Origin of the sequence: Streptomyces coerulescens (assembly GCF_042657965.1) — a bacterium.
Taxonomy (GTDB): domain Bacteria; phylum Actinomycetota; class Actinomycetes; order Streptomycetales; family Streptomycetaceae; genus Streptomyces; species Streptomyces coerulescens.
In genome coordinates, this window is the sequence record NZ_JBHSKM010000008.1 from 660,137 (window position 1) to 681,091 (window position 20,955).

Annotated in this window: 18 protein-coding genes, 1 pseudogene and 1 riboswitch; of the genes and pseudogenes, 8 read left to right on the top strand and 11 right to left on the bottom strand. The window is 70.8% G+C overall.

Features of this window, described 5'->3' with window-relative positions:
* Window positions 1–23: 23 nt before the first annotated feature.
* Window positions 24–1,541, bottom strand: a complete 1,518-nt coding sequence (locus ACFPQ9_RS17345) for a tetratricopeptide repeat protein (RefSeq protein WP_380853632.1) — start codon at window positions 1,539–1,541, stop codon at window positions 24–26.
* A gap of 282 nt (window positions 1,542–1,823) precedes the next feature.
* Between ACFPQ9_RS17345 and ACFPQ9_RS17350 the strand changes: the two genes are divergently transcribed.
* From ACFPQ9_RS17350 to ACFPQ9_RS17360, 3 genes are all read left to right on the top strand, one after another.
* Window positions 1,824–2,363: a DUF6668 family protein gene (locus ACFPQ9_RS17350; protein ID WP_380853938.1), complete on the top strand. Its 540-nt coding sequence runs from the start codon at window positions 1,824–1,826 to the stop codon at window positions 2,361–2,363.
* A gap of 295 nt (window positions 2,364–2,658) precedes the next feature.
* Complete coding sequence (locus ACFPQ9_RS17355; protein ID WP_380853634.1) at window positions 2,659–3,942, top strand: amidase; 1,284 nt, start codon at window positions 2,659–2,661, stop codon at window positions 3,940–3,942.
* Between the two features lie 268 nt (window positions 3,943–4,210).
* Complete coding sequence (locus ACFPQ9_RS17360) at window positions 4,211–4,795, top strand: flavodoxin family protein (protein WP_380853636.1); 585 nt, start codon at window positions 4,211–4,213, stop codon at window positions 4,793–4,795.
* 3 nt (window positions 4,796–4,798) lie between these two features.
* Here ACFPQ9_RS17360 and ACFPQ9_RS17365 read toward each other — a convergent pair whose 3' ends face one another.
* The 5 genes from ACFPQ9_RS17365 to ACFPQ9_RS17385 form a co-directional block, all read right to left on the bottom strand.
* Complete coding sequence (locus tag ACFPQ9_RS17365; protein WP_380853638.1) at window positions 4,799–5,749, bottom strand: ABC transporter permease; 951 nt, start codon at window positions 5,747–5,749, stop codon at window positions 4,799–4,801.
* Entirely contained in the window at window positions 5,736–6,812 is a 1,077-nt protein-coding gene (locus ACFPQ9_RS17370; RefSeq protein WP_380853640.1) for an ABC transporter ATP-binding protein, read from the bottom strand. Before ACFPQ9_RS17370 ends, ACFPQ9_RS17365 begins: the two co-directional genes overlap by 14 nt.
* A 52-nt stretch (window positions 6,813–6,864) precedes the next feature.
* Window positions 6,865–8,133: a LolA family protein gene (locus ACFPQ9_RS17375; RefSeq protein ID WP_380853642.1), complete on the bottom strand. Its 1,269-nt coding sequence runs from the start codon at window positions 8,131–8,133 to the stop codon at window positions 6,865–6,867.
* A 328-nt stretch (window positions 8,134–8,461) separates the two neighbouring features.
* The gene (locus ACFPQ9_RS17380) at window positions 8,462–9,487 is read right to left on the bottom strand and encodes a CHRD domain-containing protein (protein WP_380853644.1); all 1,026 of its coding nucleotides are present in this window, start codon (window positions 9,485–9,487) and stop codon (window positions 8,462–8,464) included.
* 195 nt (window positions 9,488–9,682) lie between these two features.
* Window positions 9,683–10,693 carry a polyprenyl synthetase family protein gene (locus ACFPQ9_RS17385; RefSeq protein ID WP_380853646.1) on the bottom strand — a complete coding sequence of 337 codons (1,011 nt, stop codon included), beginning with the start codon at window positions 10,691–10,693 and terminating at the stop codon, window positions 9,683–9,685.
* Between the two features lie 741 nt (window positions 10,694–11,434).
* Window positions 11,435–11,609: riboswitch (cyclic di-AMP (ydaO/yuaA leader) on the top strand.
* A 5-nt stretch (window positions 11,610–11,614) separates the two neighbouring features.
* Between ACFPQ9_RS17385 and ACFPQ9_RS17390 the strand changes: the two genes are divergently transcribed.
* On the top strand, window positions 11,615–12,343 hold the full coding sequence (locus ACFPQ9_RS17390; RefSeq protein WP_380853648.1) for a LysM peptidoglycan-binding domain-containing protein: 729 nt from the start codon (window positions 11,615–11,617) through the stop codon (window positions 12,341–12,343).
* Window positions 12,344–12,377: 34 nt separating this feature from the next.
* Here ACFPQ9_RS17390 and ACFPQ9_RS17395 read toward each other — a convergent pair whose 3' ends face one another.
* Entirely contained in the window at window positions 12,378–13,208 is an 831-nt protein-coding gene (locus tag ACFPQ9_RS17395) for an HAD family hydrolase (RefSeq protein WP_380853650.1), read from the bottom strand.
* A gap of 308 nt (window positions 13,209–13,516) precedes the next feature.
* Here ACFPQ9_RS17395 and fahA point away from each other — a divergent pair, with 308 nt between their 5' ends.
* Window positions 13,517–14,737, top strand: a complete 1,221-nt coding sequence (fahA, locus tag ACFPQ9_RS17400) for a fumarylacetoacetase (RefSeq protein ID WP_380853652.1) — start codon at window positions 13,517–13,519, stop codon at window positions 14,735–14,737.
* 399 nt (window positions 14,738–15,136) lie between these two features.
* On the top strand, window positions 15,137–16,075 hold the full coding sequence (locus tag ACFPQ9_RS17405) for a M56 family metallopeptidase (protein WP_380853654.1): 939 nt from the start codon (window positions 15,137–15,139) through the stop codon (window positions 16,073–16,075).
* Window positions 16,076–16,208: 133 nt separating this feature from the next.
* Here the strand turns inward: ACFPQ9_RS17405 and ACFPQ9_RS17410 are convergent, their stop codons facing one another.
* The 3 genes from ACFPQ9_RS17410 to ACFPQ9_RS17420 form a co-directional block, all read right to left on the bottom strand.
* Window positions 16,209–16,682: an IS630 family transposase gene (locus ACFPQ9_RS17410; protein WP_380853656.1), complete on the bottom strand. Its 474-nt coding sequence runs from the start codon at window positions 16,680–16,682 to the stop codon at window positions 16,209–16,211.
* A gap of 16 nt (window positions 16,683–16,698) precedes the next feature.
* Complete coding sequence (locus ACFPQ9_RS17415; protein ID WP_380853658.1) at window positions 16,699–16,857, bottom strand: hypothetical protein; 159 nt, start codon at window positions 16,855–16,857, stop codon at window positions 16,699–16,701.
* Window positions 16,858–16,946: 89 nt separating this feature from the next.
* Complete coding sequence (locus ACFPQ9_RS17420; protein WP_380853660.1) at window positions 16,947–17,849, bottom strand: hypothetical protein; 903 nt, start codon at window positions 17,847–17,849, stop codon at window positions 16,947–16,949.
* A 170-nt stretch (window positions 17,850–18,019) separates the two neighbouring features.
* On the opposite strand from ACFPQ9_RS17420, the pseudogene ACFPQ9_RS44615 reads away from it, so the two are divergent.
* Window positions 18,020–18,277 (top strand): annotated as a pseudogene (locus tag ACFPQ9_RS44615) (maleylpyruvate isomerase N-terminal domain-containing protein); the annotation flags it as partial.
* A 73-nt stretch (window positions 18,278–18,350) separates the two neighbouring features.
* Window positions 18,351–18,791, top strand: a complete 441-nt coding sequence (locus ACFPQ9_RS44620) for a transposase (protein WP_417803642.1) — start codon at window positions 18,351–18,353, stop codon at window positions 18,789–18,791.
* Here ACFPQ9_RS44620 and recQ read toward each other — a convergent pair.
* The gene (gene recQ / locus ACFPQ9_RS17430; RefSeq protein ID WP_380853940.1) at window positions 18,788–20,830 is read right to left on the bottom strand and encodes a DNA helicase RecQ; all 2,043 of its coding nucleotides are present in this window, start codon (window positions 20,828–20,830) and stop codon (window positions 18,788–18,790) included. The genes ACFPQ9_RS44620 and recQ overlap by 4 nt on opposite strands.
* Window positions 20,831–20,955 lie beyond the last annotated feature (125 nt).

Here is a 20,955-nt window from a genome sequence, read left to right on the forward strand (position 1 = left end):
GGCGGCTGGCGGCTGGCGGACGTTCAACTGCTGGGCGGTTCGGCCGATTTGGCGGCTCGGGCGGTGAGGCGGTCCATGCGGGCACGGGCCGACTCCAGCTCCTCGACATCGTCGGCGGCCGGACCGCCCTCGGCCGTGAGCTCGTCCCACAGCCCGAGCAGGTCCCGGCCCAGGAGCAGTCCCTGCGCCGGGTCCCGCACGGCGCGCCAGGCCGTGGCCGCGCCGTGCAGACTGCCGTACGCCGCCTCCGCGTCGCGGGCGCTGTGGTGCCGGCGCGCCACGTCCAGGGCGAGAGCGAAGGCCCGCTCCGGGTCGCCCGCCAAGTAGGCGATGTAGGCGGCCAGTTCACGGATCCGGAGCACCTCGGGGTGCTGAGGCCCGAGCACCGCCGACGCCTCCGCCACGGTCCGCTCCGCGAGCTCCGCCGCCTCCGTCGTACGCCCCGCTTTCACGGCGTCGTTGATCCGCCCCCTCGGTTCGGCGAAGGGGGAGGCATCGGCGGTGGCCTCGGACACCGCGTCCCCGAGAACGGCCTCGGCGACCGCGTCGAAGCCGCGGGGCGGGGCGGGTTTGGGATCGGGGTCGGGGTCCGAGACGGGGTCCGAAACGGGGTCGGGATGAGGCTGGACAAGGGAGTGGGGGTCGGAGTGAAGGTGGGGGTGGGGGTGAAAGTGGGCGTGCGGGGCGGAGACCGGGGTCGGCTTGGCGGCCGGGGTCGGGACCGGTAGAGGGGTTGGTTCGGAGACGGGGATACGGGTGGAGTGGGGTGGCGTGTCCGCCGGTTCCGGTTTCGGCTCCTCCGGTTTCGGGGCCGGTTTCGGGGCCTGGGGGGCGCCCACCGGCGTGTCGACGGGTGCGTCCGTGGGCTGGCCCATGGGTGCGTTCGTGGGTGCCGTGGGTGCGTCCGTGGGCTGGCCCATGACTGGCGGCGGGCCGAACTCCCCGAGCGGTGGCGCGACCGTGCCGGGTGGGGTGTCCCGCACAGGCTCGGGCAGGGCGTGCAGTGGGAAGGTGGACGAGGCGTCCCGCGATGGGCCCGGCAACGGTCGTAGGACATGGGTGGGCTTGTCACGGTGCGGCTCGCTGCCCGGCGCCGGGGCCGGGTCGCCGCTCACCGGAGGGGCAGGCGGCGCCGGCCGCTCCGCCGGAGGCGCCACGGCTACGGCGTTCCCCGGCGCCGCCTGCCCCATCGGTCCCGTCGGCCCTGTCGGCGCCGGGGGCGGACCGGTGCGTACGGGCTCTGCGGTGAAGCGACTGGAGCCGTCCTCCTCGACCAGCAGCGGGACGATGTAACCGATGCGCTCGTCGTGGACGGTGGCGTGCACGGGGTGGCCGCCGGCGAGGGCGATGCGCTGGAGGTGGGCCAGGACGACGTGCTGGATCTCCTCGCCCGGGGCCGCCGTGACGGGGACGCCGCCGATGGAGGCGCCGCCCGCGCCCGGACCGGCGACGGGGACATGCACGTCAATCGGCGCGGCCACATGGGCCGTGGCGGCGGCGCGTTTCTGTTCCCGCTTCTTCGCGCGGCTCAGTCGAGGCATCGCTTCCCTCACTCGCATGCGTCGGGGAGTGCGCGGACGGCGCGTTCGGGATCCATGGTGCTCCCTCTCGCCGTAGGGTTCCGCTTCCCCGGCGTCCAGGTCCGGTCGTACAGGTCGGACACGTCGTACACGTACTCTCGAGTCTCTCCGGCCGCGCACGGTGCGGACGTCACCGTGACGTCACAGACTCGTTCCAGGAGCTTGTGCCACGTCACAGCGTTCTCATACCTGGCGCGAAGATCGGTGGCGTGACGAGGGAGGAGTGCGGGCATGCGGACTGACATGCACGTACAGCAGGGCAGGCCACAGCCGGGGCCGGGGCCGGGGCCCGAGCTCGGGCTCGGGCCGGAGATCTGGATCCGCGGGCCCGTGGCCCTGCCGGAGGAACCCCCGCCCTCCCCCGGCGCCTTCCGGCCCCGGCGTTACTCCTGGGTCGGGGTGTGTGGCGGGGCCGGTGTCTCCACGCTCGCCTCGGTCTACGGCGGCCACGACAGCGGACGCGAGTGGCCCGGGCCCGCCGATCCGCCGTCGGTACTGCTCGTGGCCCGCACCCACGCGGCCGGGCTGACCGCCGCGCTCAACGCCCTGGAGGTCTTCCGGCGCGGGGAGGCTCCGCACGGGCTCGACCTCGACGCCGTCGTCCTGGTCGCGGACGCGCCCGGCCGCCTTCCACGACCACTCGCCGACCGCGTCAAGGTCATCGAGTCGGTGATCGACGTGTACCGGGTGCCGTGGGTACCGTCCTGGCGCCTCGGCGATCTGAACGGACAGCCGCCGAGGGAGACGGAGGCGCTGGCGCGGCTGACCGGGCGGTCTCGGTGAGTGAGGTCGGAGCCTGGGTGGTCGTGATCAGACGCCGGCTCGGCTGACCGGGCCGCCTCGGTGAGCTCGGGAACGCGGGTGGTCGCGATCAGGAGCCGGCTCGGCCGACCGTGCCGTCTCGGGTGAGGTCGGGAGCGTCGGTCGTCCGTGGTCAGCGAGTACCGGTGAGCAGAGACGTGCTCGCGCGGCTGACCGGGCCCTCTCTGGGAGGTCGGGAGCGTCGGGTGTGGCCGCGCGTGGCGGTGGTGCGGGTCGGGCGGGCCGATGTCCGGGCCGTCGGCCGGACAATCGCTGTATGACGCACACTCCCGACCGCCCCGGTGCCGAACCCACGCCCACCCCTGATCCTGACGCCCTCTCAGCCGTGGAGATCGCCTCCGCCGTGCGCTCGAGGTCCCTGCGCGCGGTCGCTGTCGTCGCGGAGGCCCTCGACCGCATCGAGCGGGCCGACCCGGTTCTGTCCGCCTTCATCGAGGTGTGGGCCGAGGAGGCGCTTCGGCGGGCCGGCGAGGTGGACGCGCGGGTGGACGCCGGCGAGCGGCTGCCGCTGGCCGGCGTACCGATCGCGGTCAAGGGGCGGCGCGGTCTGGGGACGGCGGGCCCGTTGCTCGAAGCCGGGTGCGTGGCGGTGGGGGCGACGTCCGTCCCGGGGCCGGGAACCGTTTGGCAGACCTGGGGACTCGGCCGGTTCGGGCTCACGGTCAATCCCTGGCGCCACGACCGCACTCCGGGCGGCTCCTCGGCCGGTTCCGCGGTGGCGGTGGCGGCGGGACTGGTGCCGCTCGCGACCGGGAACGACGGGGCCGGGTCGGTACGGATCCCGGCGGCGTGGTGCGGTGTCGTCGGACTGAAGGTCGGCAACGGGCGGCTTCCGTCGAGCGACCGCACCGGGCTCATGGTGCCGGGAGTGCTCGCGCGGCGGGTGGGGGATGCGGCGGCTTATTGGCGGGTGATGTCCCGGGATGCCGCGACATCGGGGCCCGGCAGCCCAGGCCCGGTCCCGGTCCCAGACCCAGACCCAGTCCCAGGCCGGGGCCCCGGCCTGGGCCCCGGCCTGGGCTCCAACCCCGTGTCGGACCCCCGCCCGACCGCCGTATGGTCCCCCGACCTCGGCTTCGACTCCCCCGACCCGGACGTCGTCGCCGTCGCCCACGCCGCCGCTGTCCGGCTCGCCGAGGCCGGTGTGCTGCGGCTGACGCGTCCGCGAGCCGCGCTCAGGATGCTCGACCCGGCCCAGGCATGGCTGGCCCTGCGGACGCCGGGTGTCGGGCCCATCCCCGAGGTCCGCCGCGTCCGGGCCGCGAACGACAGCCGGCTGGCCGCACTCTTCGCCGACGCCCGGCTGCTGCTGACGCCGACGGCCCCCACCCCGCCGCACGGTCACGACGGTCCCGGCGAGCGCTACTCCACCGCGCTCACCTGGGCGTTCAACCTGAGCGGGCATCCGGCGATCAGCATCCCGGCGGGGTTCGGGCCGGACGGCTGCCCGGTCGGGCTCCAGTTGGTGGCGGCACACGGAGAAGAGGCACTGCTGCTCGGGGTCGCGGGCATCGCCGAGAGGCACCTCGGCCCCTGGTGAACACAGCACCCCGGGCCCCCGGGGCCCCCGGGCCCGCCGGGCCCGCCGGGATCCCCTGTCCCCTTGATCCCCCTGGCGCCCCCAAGCCTCCTTGATCCCCCTGGTGCTCCTGATCCCCCGGGCCCTGCCCAAGCCCCGCGGATCCTCAGGCCCCCGGCCCCCTCCCGGATCCCTGGACATCTACATGCGTACGCATATAATGCAGATGCGATTAATTGTCGTACGCCGACCATCTGGCCCTTGTGAAGGCCGACTGTTTGGGGGAACCATGACCCGCCGCTTCCTGTTCGTCCTCGGCAGCAGCCGTTCCGACGGCAACACCGAGCTCCTGGCCCGCAGGGCCGCCGAGCAGCTGCCCGAGGATGTCGAGCAGCAGTGGATCGACCTGGCCGCACATCCGCTGCCCGACTTCGAGGACCTGCGTCACGACAGCGACCATGTGCGCCCGACGCAGGGCAACGTGGCCCTGCTGTTCGACGCCACGCTCGCCGCGACGGACATCGTGATCGTCTCGCCGCTGTACTGGTACTCGGTGTCCGCTCACGTCAAGCGCTACCTCGACTACTGGTCGGGCTGGCTGCGCACCCCCGGCGTCGACTTCAAGGCGACCATGGCCGACCGCACTCTGTGGGGCGTCACCGCGCTCGCGCACGAGGAGCAGGAGGTCGCCGACCCGCTGGTCGGGACGCTCAGCAACTCCGCCGCGTACATGAAGATGCGCTTCGGCGGGGTGCTGCTCGGCAACGGCAGCAAGCCCGGCGACGTCCTCGCGGACACCGAGGCTCTGGCCCGGGCGAAGACGTTCTTCGCCCAGGAGGCGCCGCTCGCGCGCTTCCCGTACGAGACCGACTGACCTCTACGCCGTGATGTCCTTCGCCGTGAACCTCGCCCACGCCGCCGAGCCGAACACCGCCGCGTAGAGGCTCTGGAGACCCAGGTTCCTGACCAGGTCGTCCCAGTAGACGGGTTCGCGCATGAGGTCGGCGAAGGACAGCCAGTAGTGGGAGAAGAAGTACGGCTGGAGCGCGTGGAGCTGGGGGATCTGGTCGAGGATCTGCACGGTGATCAGCAGGCCCACCGTCGTCGCCATCGCCGCGATGCCGCTGTTGGTCAGCGTCGAGACGAACAGGCCGAGCGCCGCCACGCCGATCAGTGACGCGGCGACGACCAGGGCGATCAGCAGGGCCCTTGCCAGTCCTTCGCCGAAGCTGATCCGGGTGCCAGAGATGGTCGTCAGCTCGCCGAGTGGGAAGAGCAACGCCCCGACGGTGAGCGCCGAGACCGCCACCACCAGGGTGGCCACCAGGCAGAACGTCATCGTGGTCGCGTACTTGGTGAGCAGCAGGCGGGTGCGACCGGCGGGGGCGACGAGGAGATAGCGGAGGGTGCCGGCGTTCGCCTCGCCCGCGATCGCGTCGCCCGCGATGACGCCGATCGCCATCGGCAGGAAGAAGGGGAGCGTCGCGGCGAGTGCGGTGAAGACCAGGAACAGGCCGTTGTTGGTGACCTGCGAGATGAACGCCGGGCCACCGCCGTGCTCGGGTCCGGCGCCGCTCGCCGACGAACCGTCGCCGGTCTCGATCTTCACGGCGATGCCGACCAGGATCGGCACGGCGGCCAGGACGGCGAGCAGTGCGAGGGTGCGCCAGCGCCGGAAGGTCGTGAGGAGTTCGCTGCGGAAGAGACCGAAGGTCCACAGGGGGCTGGGCCTCCGGCCCCCTTCGATCACATCGCGTCCGGCCGCGTCGCCTCCGGTCGCGTCCATTCCGGTCGCGTCGCCGTGCTCGACGGCTTCAGCCCGCGACATCGAACCCCTCCCCCGTGAGCGCCACGAACGCGTCCTCCAGGGAGGCCCGTTCGACACCGAAGCCGCGGACGCGGACCCCGGCCTGCACCAACGCCGCGTTGACGTCGGCGAGATCACGGTCCGGGGGCTCGGCGGTCACCCGGTCGTCGGTGACGACGACGTCGCCCGCACCCTGTTCCTTGAGCACCCGGGCCGCGTCCCCGGTGTCAGGTGTGGTCACGACGAGGCGACCGCGCGCACCGGCCGCCAGCTCCGCCACCGCGCCCTGGGTGATCAGCCGGCCCTGGGCCATCACGGCCGCGTGGGTGCAGACCTGCTCGATCTCGTCGAGGAGGTGGGAGGAGAGGAAGACGGTCGTGCCGTCGGAGGCCAGCTCCCGGATCAGTGACCGTATTTCGCGCATGCCCTGTGGGTCGAGGCCGTTGGTCGGCTCGTCGAGGACGAGGAGCCTGCGCGGCTGGAGCAGCGCCGCCGCGAGCCCGAGCCGCTGCTTCATACCCAGCGAGTACGCCTTGGCCTTCTTGCTGGCGGCGGCCGTCAGGCCCACCCGGTCCAGCGCCGCCGCGACACGCGTGCGCCGGGTGCGCGGATCGGCGGTGGGGTCGGCGGCGTCGTACCGCACGAGGTTGTCGCGGCCGGAGAGGAAGCCGTACAGGGCCGGCCCCTCGATGAGCGCGCCGACGTGCGGCAGTACGGCGCGCGCGGCCCGGGGCATGGGCTGCCCGAGCACGCGCGCGGTACCGGAGGTGGGCTCGATCAGGCCCATCAGCATGCGGATGGTGGTGGTCTTGCCCGAGCCGTTCGGACCGAGGAAGCCGAAGACGCTGCCCGCCGGGACGGCCAGATCGAGGCCGTCCACGGCGAGCTGCCCACCGCGATAGCGCTTGGTGAGCCCGTGGGTGGCGATCACGGCACGGGCGGCGTCGTCGGTCCGATCCGGCTCATCGGTCCGCACCGGCTCATCCGTCCGCACCGGCTCATCCGTCCGCACCGGCTCATCCGTCCGCACCGGCTCATCCGTCCGGTCCGGCTCGTCGGTCTTCCCGGCGGGCGGTTCCTCCATCGGCGCCTCGGGCTCCTCGGTTCGTGGTGCGGGTGGGGCGGTCGGTGGCGGGCTACTTGCCCGAGTCGGCCGCCTTCACGAGCGCGTCCTTGGTGACCGCGCCGACGTAGACCTTGCCGTCGTCCGTGACGAGGGCGTTGATCAGGCGCGTCTTGAAGACCGTGCCCGAGCCGAACTTACCGTCGACCTTGTCGCCCAGGGAGTCCAGGAAGCCACCCATGTCGCCGCCGACCTCGCTGCCGGACGGAACGCCTTCGCCGCCGGTGTCGAAGACGGCCACGGAGTTCCAGCCCTCGCCGATGACCTCGGGGCCGCCCTCGGCGCCCTTGCCCAGCGCGCCCCCGGTCAGCGGGCCGCCGAACTCCTTCTCGAGCTCCTTGCCCAGCTCGTCCTCGGACTTCGCGCCGCCGTGCTCCCCGGCCGCCTTGTCCAGCTCGCCCTCCTCGGTGACCGTCGCACCCTTGGGCGGGGTGAAGTCGAAGGTCGAGGCGGCCGGCTTGGCGAAGCTGACCTGGGTGAAGCCGGCGTCGATCACGGCCGCGCCACCGCTCGACGGGGTCAGCGTGAACTTCAGCGGCATGCCGGTCTTGGCGTCCACGGCCACGGTGATCGCGCCGACCGTGCTCCCGGACTGCTTCGGCTTGATGAGCAGCCGGTAGGCGTCCCGGCCCGCGACCTGCGCGGTGCCGTCGACGGTGACGGAGGTGGTGTCGTCGACCGCCTTCAGGGCCTCCTCGGTGAACTCCTTGGGCGTGGCGGGCACCTCTTCGCCCTTGCCCTTGTCCGCCTGCGCCTCGTCGGCGGTGCCGTGGTAGACCTCGTTGGACTTGCTGTCGTAGCCCCAGATGTCCTTGCCGTCGTGGATGAGGCTGTACTCGGAGGCGTTCTCCAGCAGGGAGAGCTTCTGCTTGTCGTCGCCGTCCACGGCGAGGCGCAGGGTGTGCGTGCCGGACGCCAGCTCGGTCAGCTTGGCCGTGGGGTCGGCGGACGATCCGTCACCCGAACCCGACGCCATGGCGCCGGAGGCGAAGCCGGCCCCCAGCCCGCCGAGGTCGGGCAGACCCAGGTCGGTGGTGATCTTGAAGGTGCCGGACAGCTGGTCGACGTCCGACTTGGCGATCTTCTCGATGAGTTGCTGCGCGGTGATCTCCGGCAGGTCGGGGTCGCCGGAGTCGGCGATCGCCGGGACGAGCCCGATGGTCGCCGCCGCGATGCCCACGACCGCGACCGGAACGACGTACCGCGCGGCCTTGCGACGGCCCGCGCGCAGGTCGACGGCCTCCCCTGCGGTCGTGCTGTCCTCGGATTCGTACGGTGCCATGTGTGCCTTACCTCCGTCGTCGGCGGCGGCTGTCCGTCTCAATTCCTCGCTCGCGAGTCCTAAGACCCCGCACTCGCCCACCCCGTAGCCGCCATTCTCACCCGAATCGGTGAGGAGTGGTGTTTTCCGTGGTCTCCATCTGACCAAATCGGCCAGGGCGATTCGTCAGCCTGCGGAGCCAACTCGACGTACACCTCCGGTATGACACGCGGAGGCGGCGCCTCCCCCGACCCGTAGGGGTTGGGGGAGACGCCGCCGGGTACGCACCGCCCGGACGGCCGCGACAGCCCCGCGAAGGCCGCGGTAGCCGCAGCAGCCGGGCCGCGGATCAGCCGTTGATGAACACGTAGTCCGCCTGGTACGGCACACCGACGATCGCGCCCGGCGTGCAGGAGCCGGCCGGGGCCACGCCGCCGACGGTGTTCAGCCGCAGGATCTCGGCGGTGCCGGCGAGCAGGCCGTGCCGCTTGCCGGACTGAGTGGCCTTCAGATCGAGCTCAGGGATGTTCTTGTCGCCGTTCGGGGTCCTGGAGATGACGGCCCCGGTCACCGCGCTGCCGTCCCGCGCGATCCATTGCGGCGTACCGGAGTTGGGTGCCACGAAGGAGTGCGCGATACGGCCGCCGAGTACGGCGCTGACGTCCCGCTGGGCGAACGCGTACCCACCACCCTCGGCGGGCTTGCACTCGTAGATCTGCTTGCCCTTGATGACGGACGCCTGGAAGTTGTCGAGCGCGTCCCGGAAGTCGAACGCGGCGACGGTGACCTTGTGGAGCTGCCCCCGCACCGCCCCGCCCGGGAACTCCGCCGTGTGGAGGTTGGCGTAGAACGAACTCGGGTCGGTCTTGAGGGCGTTGAGGAGGACGGGGTCCTTCACCTGGACGGTGCCGGTCAGGCTGTGGCCCTTGTGCTTGCCGAGCAGGCCGCCGAAGTCGACCTTGATACCGCCGTTGGTGCCCTTGGCACCCTGGTGGATGTGGAGCGCGGTCGGCTTTCCGGTGCCGCGCCAGGTGACGGCGACGGACACCTTGTCGCCCTTGACCTTCACGAACTCCAGGGCGGCACCGTCCTTGTCCCCGACGGCGGGCCCGCCCTCGACGGGCACCTCGTTGGCCCCGCGGAGACTGGCGGCGAGGATCGTGCCCCCGCCGATGCCCCCGCGGACGCCCGCGCCGCCTGTCCCGCTCTGGCTCACGATCCCCTGCGCGTCACTTCCGGCATGTCCCGCGTGGTCGGCGCGGTCACCTCCGGCGGCGAAGGCGGGAATCACCGCGGCGGCGACACCACCGGCGGCGGCCACCGCGACAGCGGTGACGATCAGGCTCTTACGGCGCTTCGAGAACGTCGTCTTCATGCCCATGATTCTGTTTTCTCCCCGTAATGCGGCTGACGCCCCCTGCGTCAGCTTCTGGGCATTCATACGGAGGAGATCTTAGTTTGGACTCAGTCCAGATTTGTGACGTGCATCACACGCCCGGGTTCGGGGCGGCTTGCTCGTTTTGGGGGCTTATTCGTTTGGGGTGGCCCATTCGTTTGGGGCGGCCTGTTCTCAGCCGGCCCGATGCACCACCGCGTCGCACAGCTCCATCAACGCGGCCTTGGCATACATGTCCGGCAACGGCGCCAGCGCGGCCCGCGCATCCTCCGCGTACCGGACCGTGTCCCGGCGCGCCTGCTCCAGCGCCGGGTGCTCCCGAAGCCCGGCCACCGCCTCCGCCAACCGCGCGTCGTCGCTCAGGTCGGAGTCCAGCAGCTCGCACAGCGCGATGTCCTCGGCCAGCCCCAACCGCGCGGCCCGCTCCCGCAGCCGCAGCACCGTCAGGGTCGGAACGCCCTCACGCAGATCCGTCCCCGGCGTCTTGCCGGACTCGTGCGAGTCACTCGCGATGTCCAGCACGTCGTCCGCCAGCTGGAAGGCGACACCCAGCCGCTCCCCGTACTGCGTCAGCACATCGACGACCGTCTCGTCGGCGCCCGACATCATCGCCCCGAACCGGCACGACACCGCCACGAGCGACCCGGTCTTCCCGCTGAGCACGTCCAGATAGTGCTCCACGGGGTCGCGCCCGTCCTGCGGGCCCGCCGTCTCCAGGATCTGCCCGGTGACCAGCCGCTCGAACGCCTCGGCCTGCACCCGTACCGCCTCGGGCCCGAGGTCGGCGAGGATGTGCGAGGCACGCGCGAAGAGGAAGTCGCCGGTCAGTACGGCGACCGAGTTGCCCCAGCGGGCGTTCGCGCTGTCGACCCCGCGCCGCACCGCGGCCTCGTCCATCACGTCGTCGTGGTACAGCGTCGCCAGATGGGTGAGCTCGACCACGACGGCCGACGGGACGACCCCCGGCGCATACGGGTCCCCGAACTGGGAAGCGAGCATCACCAGCAGCGGCCGGAACCGCTTCCCACCCGCCCGCACCAGGTGCTGGGCGGCCTCGGTGATGAAGGGGACCTCACTCTTGGTGGCTTCGAGCAACCCCTCCTCGACAGCCGCCAATCCGGCCTGGACATCGGCCTCCAGAGCCTGGTCCCGCACGCTCAGCCCGAACGGCCCGACGACGGTCACGAGGGGTCTCCTGTCTGCTGGTGTCCACTGGCGGTTACACGGTTTGTCGATAGGTCGCTGCCACCACTCAAGTCAGCGTATCCGGTCGCGTTTCGATCACCGATGCCGCCCACCCGTCCACCCCGGGCGGTATCGGATCACAGCCGGTATGTTTTTGATCACCTGATAAGGCCTGATATCGATCGACTTATAAGGAAGTAGCGGACCGTGTCCTGAACCGAGGTCGCCATTCAGCCCGGGGAGCGGCACCACCTTCACTGACATGGACATGTCGACCGAACCCCACCCCCTCCCGCCTCCTCCCACCCCCCGCCACCTCCCTCCGCGACCCCTCACCCTCCCCCGCCCACGCCACGCACGACTCGGCGGCGAGCCTCGACCCGGAGCCCGTGAACTCGCGGGCGAACAGGCGCTTTTCCGTCGGACACGGGAAAAACAGACTCCACGGACAGGCAGTTAAAGGCGAGTTGGAGGCATTGCCCGATTTGCCGCTCTTGCGACCACCAGTGAGTTGGGTCACTCACGCCGGGTCGCGCACCCGGCCCGCCACACCCCCTTCCCTCCTTGCCCCGAAAGCAAGTTGAGGATTGGCAACCGCAAAGGATCAAGCGGCCCAAACGAACCAGACCATGGTCAAACTGCGCAACAGGTGCCCTCGGCACTTGTTCCGGGCATGTGCTCTCGCATACGTTCCCGCTCGTCGGGCGGACGCCTAATCCTGCCGCTGCCCGAGTCATCCACCCACGTAACTCACACACGCACGGCAGGAGCGGGGGACCCAGGTAAGCCGCCGGACCGGACGCCTTGATGGCGCACCGGACCGGCTAGGGGTGAAGTCGCGCTGCCGCACGGTGGCCCGGCCGGGCATCTCCCGCCCGAACCCGACAGCTCACCTCGCAGGCGTCGGAGAGGAACAGCGCCATGCCCCGAGGCAAGCACCGCCGCCCCCGCACCACCCCGCTCACCCACCGAGTCGTCATCGCCGGAACCGGCACCGCCGCTCTCGCCCTCCCCCTCCTGGGCGCGACCGCCGCGAGCGCCGCAGAGCCCGCCACGGCGAAGGTCGGGTCCGTCGTGTACACCACCAAGAAGGGCGACACGCTCTACGGCATCGCCGACCGGTACGACGTCCAGGGCGGCTGGAAGCAGCTCTACAAGGACAACCGCAAGGCGGTCGGCGACAACCCCCGGCTGATCCACCCGGGCACCGACCTCAAGGTCCGGGCGACCAAGAAGGTCAGCACGCCGAGCAAGACGGCCGACAAGGCCGCCGCGCCCGCCAAGAAGTCCTCCGTGGCGCAGGCCACCCAGTCCTCCGTGAAGACGTTCCCGGACAACCTCGACGGCTGGATCCGCAACGCCCTGCACATCATGGGGCAGAACGGAATCCCCGGGTCGTACGAGGGCATTCACCGCAACATCATGCGTGAGTCGTCCGGCAACCCGCTGGCCATCAACAACTGGGACTCCAACGCCGTGGCCGGCACCCCGTCCAAGGGCCTCCTCCAGGTCATCGACCCCACCTTCGCGGCCTACCACGTGCCGGGGACCGTGTACGACCCCTACAACCCGGTCGCGAACATCGTGGCCGCCTGCAACTACGCGGCCGCGCGCTACGGCTCGATCGACAACGTGAACGGGCCCTACTAGGCGAAGCAAGTCACCTATTGGCGCATATCACCCCTTAACGGACGATGTGTGCCAAGGTGCCCGCAAACAGTCTCTCGAGGACGACGGCGATGCCGTCGTCCTCGTTCGACTCCGTGATCTCGTCGGCGACCGCCTTCAGTTCGGGATGCGCGTTGGCCATCGCGACCCCATGGGCGGCCCAGTCGAACATGGGGATGTCATTGGGCATGTCCCCGAAGGCGATGGTCTCGCGCGGACCGAGGCCGAGATGCTCGGCCGCGAGCGCGAGTCCGGTCGCCTTGGTGATGCCGCATGGCTGGAGTTCGACGGTGCCGGGCCCCGACATGGTGACCGTCGCGAGCGAACCCACCACCGAACGCGCCGTCGCCGCCAACTCGTCGTCCGACAGCGTCGGATGGCGCAGCAACACCTTGCTGATCGGCTCGCACCACAGGTCGTCGCGACGCCTGACGCGTACGGCGGGCAGCGTGGGGTGCGGCATCAGATAGCCGGGCTCGATGAGCGTGAGCCCGTCGACGCCGTCCTGGTCGACCGCCGCGTACACCTGCCCCACCTCGGCCTCGATCTTGCCGAGGGCGGTCTCCGCCAGCTCCCGGTCCAGCGTCACGGACCACAGCAGACGATCCGCGCCGGCGTCGTACAGCTGCGCGCCCTGTCCGCACACCGCGAGCCCCGTACTGCCCAGGACGTCGAGCAGCGGCCGCACTCTGGGCGCCGGCCGGCCGGTGACGACGAGGTGCTGAGCACCGGCCGCCGCCACCCGCGCGAGCGCGCCGAGGGTCCGGTCGGAGAGCGTGTCGTCACCTCGGAGCAGCGTCCCGTCCAGGTCAGTGGCGATGAGTGAATATGCGATGGGTGGGGCCATGATCAGAGAATACGGACAGGAAGCCCCATCGACTCGACCTGAACCGGACGGCTGCTGGGTTCACATGTGTTGACACCTGTTCCGGTTCCATTTGTGCTATTGCGCCCACAACTGCCTTCCGTCCTCTGTGATTTCACTCCGACGGGGCCGCGCAGTGCGCCCGGGGCCCCGCCGAGGGTGACGGCCTGCCGTTCCACCGGTCCTCGCGACGCGGGTTTTCTCACTGCCCAAGGCAGGCGGCTCACACGTAACGTGTGGCCCGACCGACCACATGGCATACGGAGCGTATGAGAGTGAGGCAGCACCCCATGCCCCCCTTCGATCTCCCCGAGGGCGACCCCTTCGGCACGCACAACCTTCCGTACGGCGTCTTCTCCCTTCCCGGCTCGGACTCCGCACGACGGGTCGGCGTCCGGCTCGGCGATCACGTCCTCGACGCGGGCGGGGCGGCCCACGCACTCGGCTCGCCGTACGCCCCGCTGCTCGCCCAGGACTCCCTCAACCCACTGCTCGCCGCCGGCCGCACCACCTGGTCGGACGTGCGGCGCGCGCTGACGGCATGGCTGACGGTGCCCGCGCACCAGGACGCCGTCCGCGACTTCTTCCACCCCCTGTCCTCGGTGACCCTGCACCTCCCCTTCCAGGTCGCCGACTACGTCGACTTCTACGCCTCCGAGAACCACGCCCGGAACGTCGGCCAGATCTTCCGCCCCGACGCCGAGGACTCCCTGACGCCCAACTGGAAGCACCTGCCGATCGGTTACCACGGCCGCTCCGGCACGGTGGTCGTGTCCGGCACGGATGTCGTACGCCCGTCGGGCCAGCGCAAGGCCCCCACCGATCCGGCGCCGGTCTTCGGACCGTCGGTCCGCCTCGACATCGAGGCCGAAGTCGGCTTCGTGGTCGGCACGCCGTCGCGGATGGGTGAGCCGGTGGCGCTGGGCGACTACCGGGAGCACGTCTTCGGCCTGTGCCTGCTCAACGACTGGTCGGCACGCGACATCCAGGCCTGGGAGTACGTCCCCCTCGGCCCCTTCCTCGGTAAGTCCTTCACCACGTCGGTGTCGGCGTGGATCACCCCGCTGGACGCCCTGGACGACGCGCGGGTGGCACCGCCTGAGCGCACCCACCCCCTGCTGCCGTACCTGGACGACTCCGGCTCCGAGACCGAACCCGGCGGCTACGACCTGCGTGTCTCGGTGACCGTCAACGGCCACGTGATCTCCGAGCCGCCGTTCTCCACCATGTACTGGACCGCCGCCCAGCAGCTCGCCCATATGACCGTGAACGGCGCTTCGCTGCGCACCGGCGATCTGTACGGCTCCGGCACGATCAGCGGCCCGACGGAACGCGAGCGCGGCTCACTGCTGGAACTGACGTGGAACGGCCGCGACCCGCTCGAACTCCCCGACGGCAAGCGGACGTTCCTGGAGGACGGCGACGTGGTGACGCTGTCCGCCTGGGCACCGGGGCCCGGCGGGGTCCGGGTGGGACTGGGCGAGGTCACGGGGCGCATCGTGGCGGGATGACGCGGGGACCGGAGGCGGGGCGGCCGGGGGCGTGGTCGGTGTCGAGGTCGGCATCCAGACCGGCGTCCGGGCCGGCGTCCGGTCCGGCGTCCAGACCGGCGTCCGGGCCGGCATCCGGTCCGGCGTCCAGACCGGCGTCCGGGCCGGCATCCGGTCCGGCGTCCTAGTCGGGGCCAACTCGCTGATTCCGCAGGACGTTTCGCGCCCTCGGCGTCGGCGCCGGACAGCGGCGCGGTCGGCCGCCCTGACCGCGTATTCGTCGCGTCTTTCCCCCTGGCTCCGCCGACGGTGACCGTCATACTGACTGGCGGTGGGACGCGCGCCGTTTCCGGTGTTCGCGGCCCGCCGCCCAGCACGGCCGCCCCCGCACCTTCCTGTCCAGGATCCGGAGACCTAGGCATGACCGTCTGCATGCTCCTGTTGAGCATCGTCGCCCTGACGGCCGCCGTACCCGTCCCCCGAGCGCTGACCCGGGCCACCTGGCCGGAACGGGACCCCGTGGTCGCGCTCTGGGTGTGGCAGTGCCTGGTCGCCACCGTCCTGCTGTCCTGCCTGACGGCCCTGTCCCTGGGGGCGGCCGCCGTCTTCGGCACGGTGCGCGCCCAGCTCTTCGCTCCGGCCCCGCCGTCGGTGACGGAGGCGTACGACCTCTCGGCCGCACCGGTCTGGGCGGCCGCCCTCACCCTGCTGCTGGCCTGCGGTGCGGCCTGGACGACCGCGATGCTGGCCCGCGAGACCGTGGAGGCGCGCCGGCGACGTGGCGTGGCCAGGGCCCATCTGCGGGAACGCGCCCCTGACCTGCCCGCGGGCCTGGGCTCGACGCGCGGCCCGCTGCTGGTGCTGGAGGACGAGTACCCGGACGCCTGGTGGATGCCGGGCAGCCCGGCCCAGCTGATCGTCACCACCGGTGCCCTGCACCGCCTCACCGACCACCAGCTCGACGCCGTCCTCACCCACGAGCGGGGCCATGCCCGCGCCCACCACGACTGGCTGCTGCACCTCTCCACCGCGCTTGCCACCGGATTCCCCCGCATCCCGTTGTTCGCCCACTTCTGCGACCAGACCCACCGCCTGGTCGAACTGGCCGCCGACGACACGGCGTCCCGTCGCTGCGGTCACCTGACGACGGCCCTGGCCCTGATCGAGCTCAACCAGCACCGAGGCGTCCTGTCCTGCGCCTCCACCCACCGCCTCCTGGGCGAACGCGTGGACCGCCTCCTGCAGCCCCCGCCCCGCCTGGGCCGTCGCGACCGCGCGCTCACGACGACGCTGGCGGCACTGGTGCCACTGCTCCCGCTCCTGATCACGTTCGCACCCGGGCTGACGGCACTGGCGTGATCCGGGCATGATCCGGGTTCCGGACCGTCGGGCTCCCGACCACTGAGGACGTCGACCGCCACTGGATGACTGCCCCACGCCGGGTGACCGGCAGACGCCGGGTGACCGGCAGACGCCGGGTGGCCGCCCTCCCCTAGTGATCTGGTTCGGAGATCCTGTCGCAGTAGCGGCAGATGCGGTCGATGATCTGGTCGGCGGTCTTGGTCCACTTGAAGGGCCGAGCCTGTTCGTTCCAGACCTTGATCCACTCTTCGAGTGCGGTCTTGAGGTCGTCGAGTGAGCAGAACACTCCGCGTGTGAGGCAGCGTCGTTCCAGCTCGGCGAACCACCGTTCGATCTGGTTGATCCAGGACGAGTAGGTCGGGGTGAAGTGGAGCTGGAAGCGGGGGTGCGCGAGCAGCCACTTGTGCACCACGGGCGCCTTGTGGGCGGAGAGGTTGTCGCAGATGACGTGGACCGCCAGGCTCTTGTCGGTCTGGCGGTCGATCTCGTCGAGGAAGTCGAGGAAGTCGACGGCCCGGTGTTGGGCGGACAGTTTCGTGATCATCTTGCCCGTGGCGGTGTTCAGTGCGGCGAACAGGTCGACGGACCGGTGCAGTCCGCTCAATCTGGATCTGTGGCTTCTAGTCCATCGCGAAGACGACGGCATTGGCCGGCGGGGCAAGGTAAAGGCCGACGACATCGCGGATCTTGTCGACCAGGAACGGGTCGGGTGAGATCTTGAAGGTCTCCGTGCGCCACGGCTGCAGTGGTTGCAGGTCAGGAACGCCTTCGGTCTTCATAGACCTGGAGGCGGGGGTTGGCGACCAGCGCGCGTAGTTCGCGTTTGCCGAGGTAGGTCCCGGCGTAGCGGTCCTCCGAGGCGCCGTTTCTAGCGCATCAGCAGTCCCCGCATCCCCAGCCCGTAGTGCACGCGCAGCCGGTGCAGCTCCCACAGGCCCACCGCCGTGACGGAGAGCGGGGCGCCCAGGATGAACACGTACCGGATCACCGTCGGCACGCCTTCGTGGGCGCCGGTGAACATGTCGATCAGTGCCATCTCCCACGCCAACGCCATGATCAGCAGCGGCGGCACCGTCTCGTGGATGTCCGCGGTGCGGAACACGTGCTGGACGGCGAGTCCCACGCCCCAGACGACGAACGGCGTCACCCAGAAGAGGACGAAGAGGGTGAACGCGAGGATGAGGCCCTTCGTCACGGTGAAGTGGCCCTCCACGAGGGGTTCCTGGCCCTCGAAGAACCCTGAGAGCACGATGGTCGGGAAGACGGAGGCCGCCGCCATCATGGCCACGATCGCGCCGAAGCACCGCCCCGCCCGGCGCAGCAGGTCCCGTCGCGCCGCCGGAGCGGCCAGGCCGTACAGGACGCCGACGACGACCGGGAGGGTCGCCGCCAACACGAGGGCGCTGGTCCACGACTTGTCGACCTGCTCGTCCGCCGCATCGCTGAGCTTGGGGGCGAGCTTGTAGGCGTAGGACATCCACAGGAACGCGCCCACGCCGACCAGGGTCCTGATCTTCCGCATCCGCGCCACCTCAGGATCCGAGACGATGCCCGGCCGTGACGGGGTGAAGACCCTGCGTGCGGTGTGGATGGGGCCGATCCGCCGCCGCAGCCGGGTGATCGGCCCGCCCGGCGGCGGCACCGGAGGCCCCGGGTAGGGCGGCTGGGGCTGTGGCGGCACGTAGGGCTGGTGCGGATAGGGCTGAGGTGGCTGCGGCTGGTAGGGCTGCGGCCCCTGGGGCGGCTGTCCGCCCGGGTTCCAGTTGCTCATCGTTCGTCCCCCGATATGCGAGTGTGCGCCGCGATGGGCGCGATCGCCGAGTGTATTGAGCACACAGGGTCCGCGCAGCCCTCGCCCCGGGTCGTGCACCGAACGGCCGCAATTCTGCAAGCATGCTTGCTTGTTTTCTTCGGCGCTGCCATGCCCGAGGGGAGCGTCCCGTGTCCGATCCGACGCCCGTGTTCGACGACCTGCGCGAGGAGAGCGAGGAACTCGACCGGCTGGTGGCCGAGTTGAGCGCCGAGCAGTGGGCGCTCGCCACCCCGGCGCCCGGCTGGAGCGTCGCCCACCAGATCGCGCATCTCGCCTGGACGGACCACTCGGCGCTGCTGGCCGCGACCGACACGGACGCCTTCCACGTCCTGGTGGAGAAGGCGCTGGTGTCGCCGGGCTCCTTCGTCGACGACGGTGCCGAGGAGGACCGCCACGCCGGGACCTACCTCGGCAAACGCGAACTACGCGCGCTGGTCGCCAACCCCCGCCTCCAGGTCTATGAAGACCGAAGGCGTTCCTGACCTGCAACCACTGCAGCCCTGGCGCACGGAAACTTTCAAGATCTCTCCGGACCCGCTGCTGGTCGACAAGATCCGTGACGTTGTCGGGCTGTATCTCGCGAAGTGGCTGCTTGCGCATCCCCGGTTCCGCCTGCACTTCACCCCGACCTACTCGTCCTGGATCAACCAGGTCGAGCGGTGGTTTGCGGAGCTGGAACGACGCTGCCTCGAACGCGGGGTGTTCTGCTCACTTGATGAACTGAAGACCGGGCTCGAAGAGTGGATCAAGACCTGGAACGAACAGGCTCGGCCCTTCAAGTGGACCAAGACCGCAGATCAGATCATCGACCGCATCTGCCGCTACTGCCGCTACTGCCGCTACTGCCGCTACTGCCGCTACTGCCGCTACTGCGACAGGATCTCCGGACCGGGACACTAGGCCCAGTCCTCCGGCTCCGGCTCCCGCTCCATCTCGGGCCAGTCGTCCATCCCTTGATCGGCCTCAGGAGCCGCGTCGGCCGCCACCCCGGACTCGGACTCGGCCCCGGCCTGCGACCCGGGCCCGGACTCGCCTCGCTCCGAGGCCAGCACCTCAAGCACACCCTCGCCATACGTGGCCAGCTTCTTCTCGCCGACCCCGCTGACGCTCCCGAGCTCCCGCACGGACGCGGGCCACACGGTCACGATCTCCCGCAGCGTCGCGTCATGGAAGATCACATACGCCGGGACGCCCTGCTCCCGAGCCTGCTCGGCACGCCAGGCCCGCAGCGCCTCGAAGGCCGGCGCCAGCTCCTCGGGCAGCTCGGCCACCGCGGCCTTCGCCTTGCGCTCTCCACGCCCGGAACCTCCGGAACCCGACCCCGACCGCGAGGTCACCGGCTTCTTCGGTTCCTTCCGCAGCGGCACCTCCCGCTCGCGCCGCAGCACCGACCCACTGGCCTCCGTCAGCACGAGCGTCCCGTACTCCCCCTCGACCGCGAGCAGCCCCTGCGCCAGCAACTGCCGTACGACGCCCCGCCATTCACCCTCGCTGAGGTCCTCGCCGATGCCGAACACGGACAGCTGGTCGTGATCGAACTGGATCACCTTGCCGGTACGCCGTCCCAGCAGGATGTCGACGATCTGCACCGCCCCGAACTTCTGTCCCCGCTCGCGCTGCAACCGCACCACCGTCGACAGCACCTTCTGCGCCGCGACCGTGCCGTCCCACGTCTCCGGCGGCGTGACACAGGTGTCGCAGTTGCCGCAGCCGACCGGCTCGGGGTCCTGGCCGAAGTAGGCGAGCAGCTGGCCGCGCCGGCACTGGGCCGTCTCGCACAGCGCCAGCATCGAGTCTAGGTGCGAGGCGGCCCGGCGCCGGAACGCCTCGTCGCCTTCGCCCGAGTTGATCAGCTTGCGCTGCTGTATGACGTCGTTGAGGCCGTAGGCCATCCAGGCCGTGGAGGGGAGGCCGTCGCGGCCGGCGCGCCCCGTCTCCTGGTAGTAGCCCTCGACCGACTTGGGCAGGTCCAGGTGGGCGACGAAGCGCACGTCCGGCTTGTCGATGCCCATGCCGAAGGCGATGGTCGCCACCACGACCAGGCCGTCCTCCCGCAGGAACCGGGACTGGTGCGCCGCTCGTGTGCCCGCGTCCAGCCCGGCGTGGTACGGCACCGCCTCGACGCCGTTGCGGGACAGGAACTCGGCCGTGGCCTCCACGGACTTGCGCGACAGGCAGTACACGATCCCCGCGTCGCCCGCGTGCTCGTCCCTGAGGAAGTTCAACAGCTGCTTCTTCGGATCGGCCTTCGGCACGATCCGGTACTGGATGTTCGGCCGGTCGAAGCTCGCCACGAAGTGCCGGGCATCCGGCATGTTCAGGCGCTGGGTGATCTCCTGGTGGGTGGCCCGGGTGGCCGTGGCCGTGAGCGCGACCCTCGGTACGTCCGGCCAACGCTCGCCGAGCAGGGAGAGGGCCAGATAGTCGGGCCGGAAGTCGTGGCCCCACTGGGAGACACAGTGCGCCTCGTCGATGGCGAACACCGAGATCTTGCCGCGGGAGAGCAGTTCCAGCGTCGAGTCGAGCCGCAGTCGCTCCGGTGCGAGGTAGAGCAGGTCGAGCTCGCCCGTCAGGAACTCCGCCTCGACCACCCTCCGCTCGTCGAAGTCCTGCGTGGAGTTGATGAACCCGGCGCGCACGCCCAGCGCCCGCAGTGCGTCCACCTGATCCTGCATGAGCGCGATGAGCGGGGAGACGACCACGCCCGTACCGGGTCTGACCAGGGACGGGATCTGGTAGCAGAGGGACTTTCCGCCACCTGTGGGCATGAGCACGACGGCGTCGCCGCCCGCCACCACATGCTCGATGACGGCTTCCTGCTCTCCGCGGAAGGCCTCGTATCCGAAGACCCGGTGCAGCGCGGCCAGCGCCTCACTGCCACCGGTCTGCGCCGTCTCGGTCACCCCTGGCATCTCCCTGATCCCACCCGTCGCACCCATCGCCATGTCCCCCGTACGTCGTCCCTCGACCACTGCATCCACGATAGGGGCCAGGACCGACAGCGCCGGAGTTATCCACAGGCTCGCCCCTCCCTCGGCAGGACTGCGGCCCGGCACCCCTCGGA

Coding starts and splice junctions, on each gene's coding strand:
- ACFPQ9_RS17365 (WP_380853638.1), bottom strand. CDS start 5,749: ATGTCGCGGGCTGAAGCCGTCGAGCACGGCGACGCGACCGGAATGGAC.
- ACFPQ9_RS17380 (WP_380853644.1), bottom strand. CDS start 9,487: ATGAAGACGACGTTCTCGAAGCGCCGTAAGAGCCTGATCGTCACCGCT.
- ACFPQ9_RS44620 (WP_417803642.1), top strand. CDS start 18,351: ATGAAGACCGAAGGCGTTCCTGACCTGCAACCACTGCAGCCCTGGCGC.
- ACFPQ9_RS17350 (WP_380853938.1), top strand. CDS start 1,824: ATGCACGTACAGCAGGGCAGGCCACAGCCGGGGCCGGGGCCGGGGCCC.
- ACFPQ9_RS17360 (WP_380853636.1), top strand. CDS start 4,211: ATGACCCGCCGCTTCCTGTTCGTCCTCGGCAGCAGCCGTTCCGACGGC.
- ACFPQ9_RS17370 (WP_380853640.1), bottom strand. CDS start 6,812: ATGGAGGAACCGCCCGCCGGGAAGACCGACGAGCCGGACCGGACGGAT.
- ACFPQ9_RS17420 (WP_380853660.1), bottom strand. CDS start 17,849: ATGAGCAACTGGAACCCGGGCGGACAGCCGCCCCAGGGGCCGCAGCCC.
- ACFPQ9_RS17405 (WP_380853654.1), top strand. CDS start 15,137: ATGACCGTCTGCATGCTCCTGTTGAGCATCGTCGCCCTGACGGCCGCC.
- ACFPQ9_RS17375 (WP_380853642.1), bottom strand. CDS start 8,133: ATGGCACCGTACGAATCCGAGGACAGCACGACCGCAGGGGAGGCCGTC.
- ACFPQ9_RS17345 (WP_380853632.1), bottom strand. CDS start 1,541: ATGCCTCGACTGAGCCGCGCGAAGAAGCGGGAACAGAAACGCGCCGCC.
- fahA (WP_380853652.1), top strand. CDS start 13,517: ATGCCCCCCTTCGATCTCCCCGAGGGCGACCCCTTCGGCACGCACAAC.
- ACFPQ9_RS17390 (WP_380853648.1), top strand. CDS start 11,615: ATGCCCCGAGGCAAGCACCGCCGCCCCCGCACCACCCCGCTCACCCAC.
- ACFPQ9_RS17355 (WP_380853634.1), top strand. CDS start 2,659: ATGACGCACACTCCCGACCGCCCCGGTGCCGAACCCACGCCCACCCCT.
- recQ (WP_380853940.1), bottom strand. CDS start 20,830: ATGGGTGCGACGGGTGGGATCAGGGAGATGCCAGGGGTGACCGAGACG.
- ACFPQ9_RS17415 (WP_380853658.1), bottom strand. CDS start 16,857: ATGAAGACCGAAGGCGTTCCTGACCTGCAACCACTGCAGCCGTGGCGC.
- ACFPQ9_RS17395 (WP_380853650.1), bottom strand. CDS start 13,208: ATGGCCCCACCCATCGCATATTCACTCATCGCCACTGACCTGGACGGG.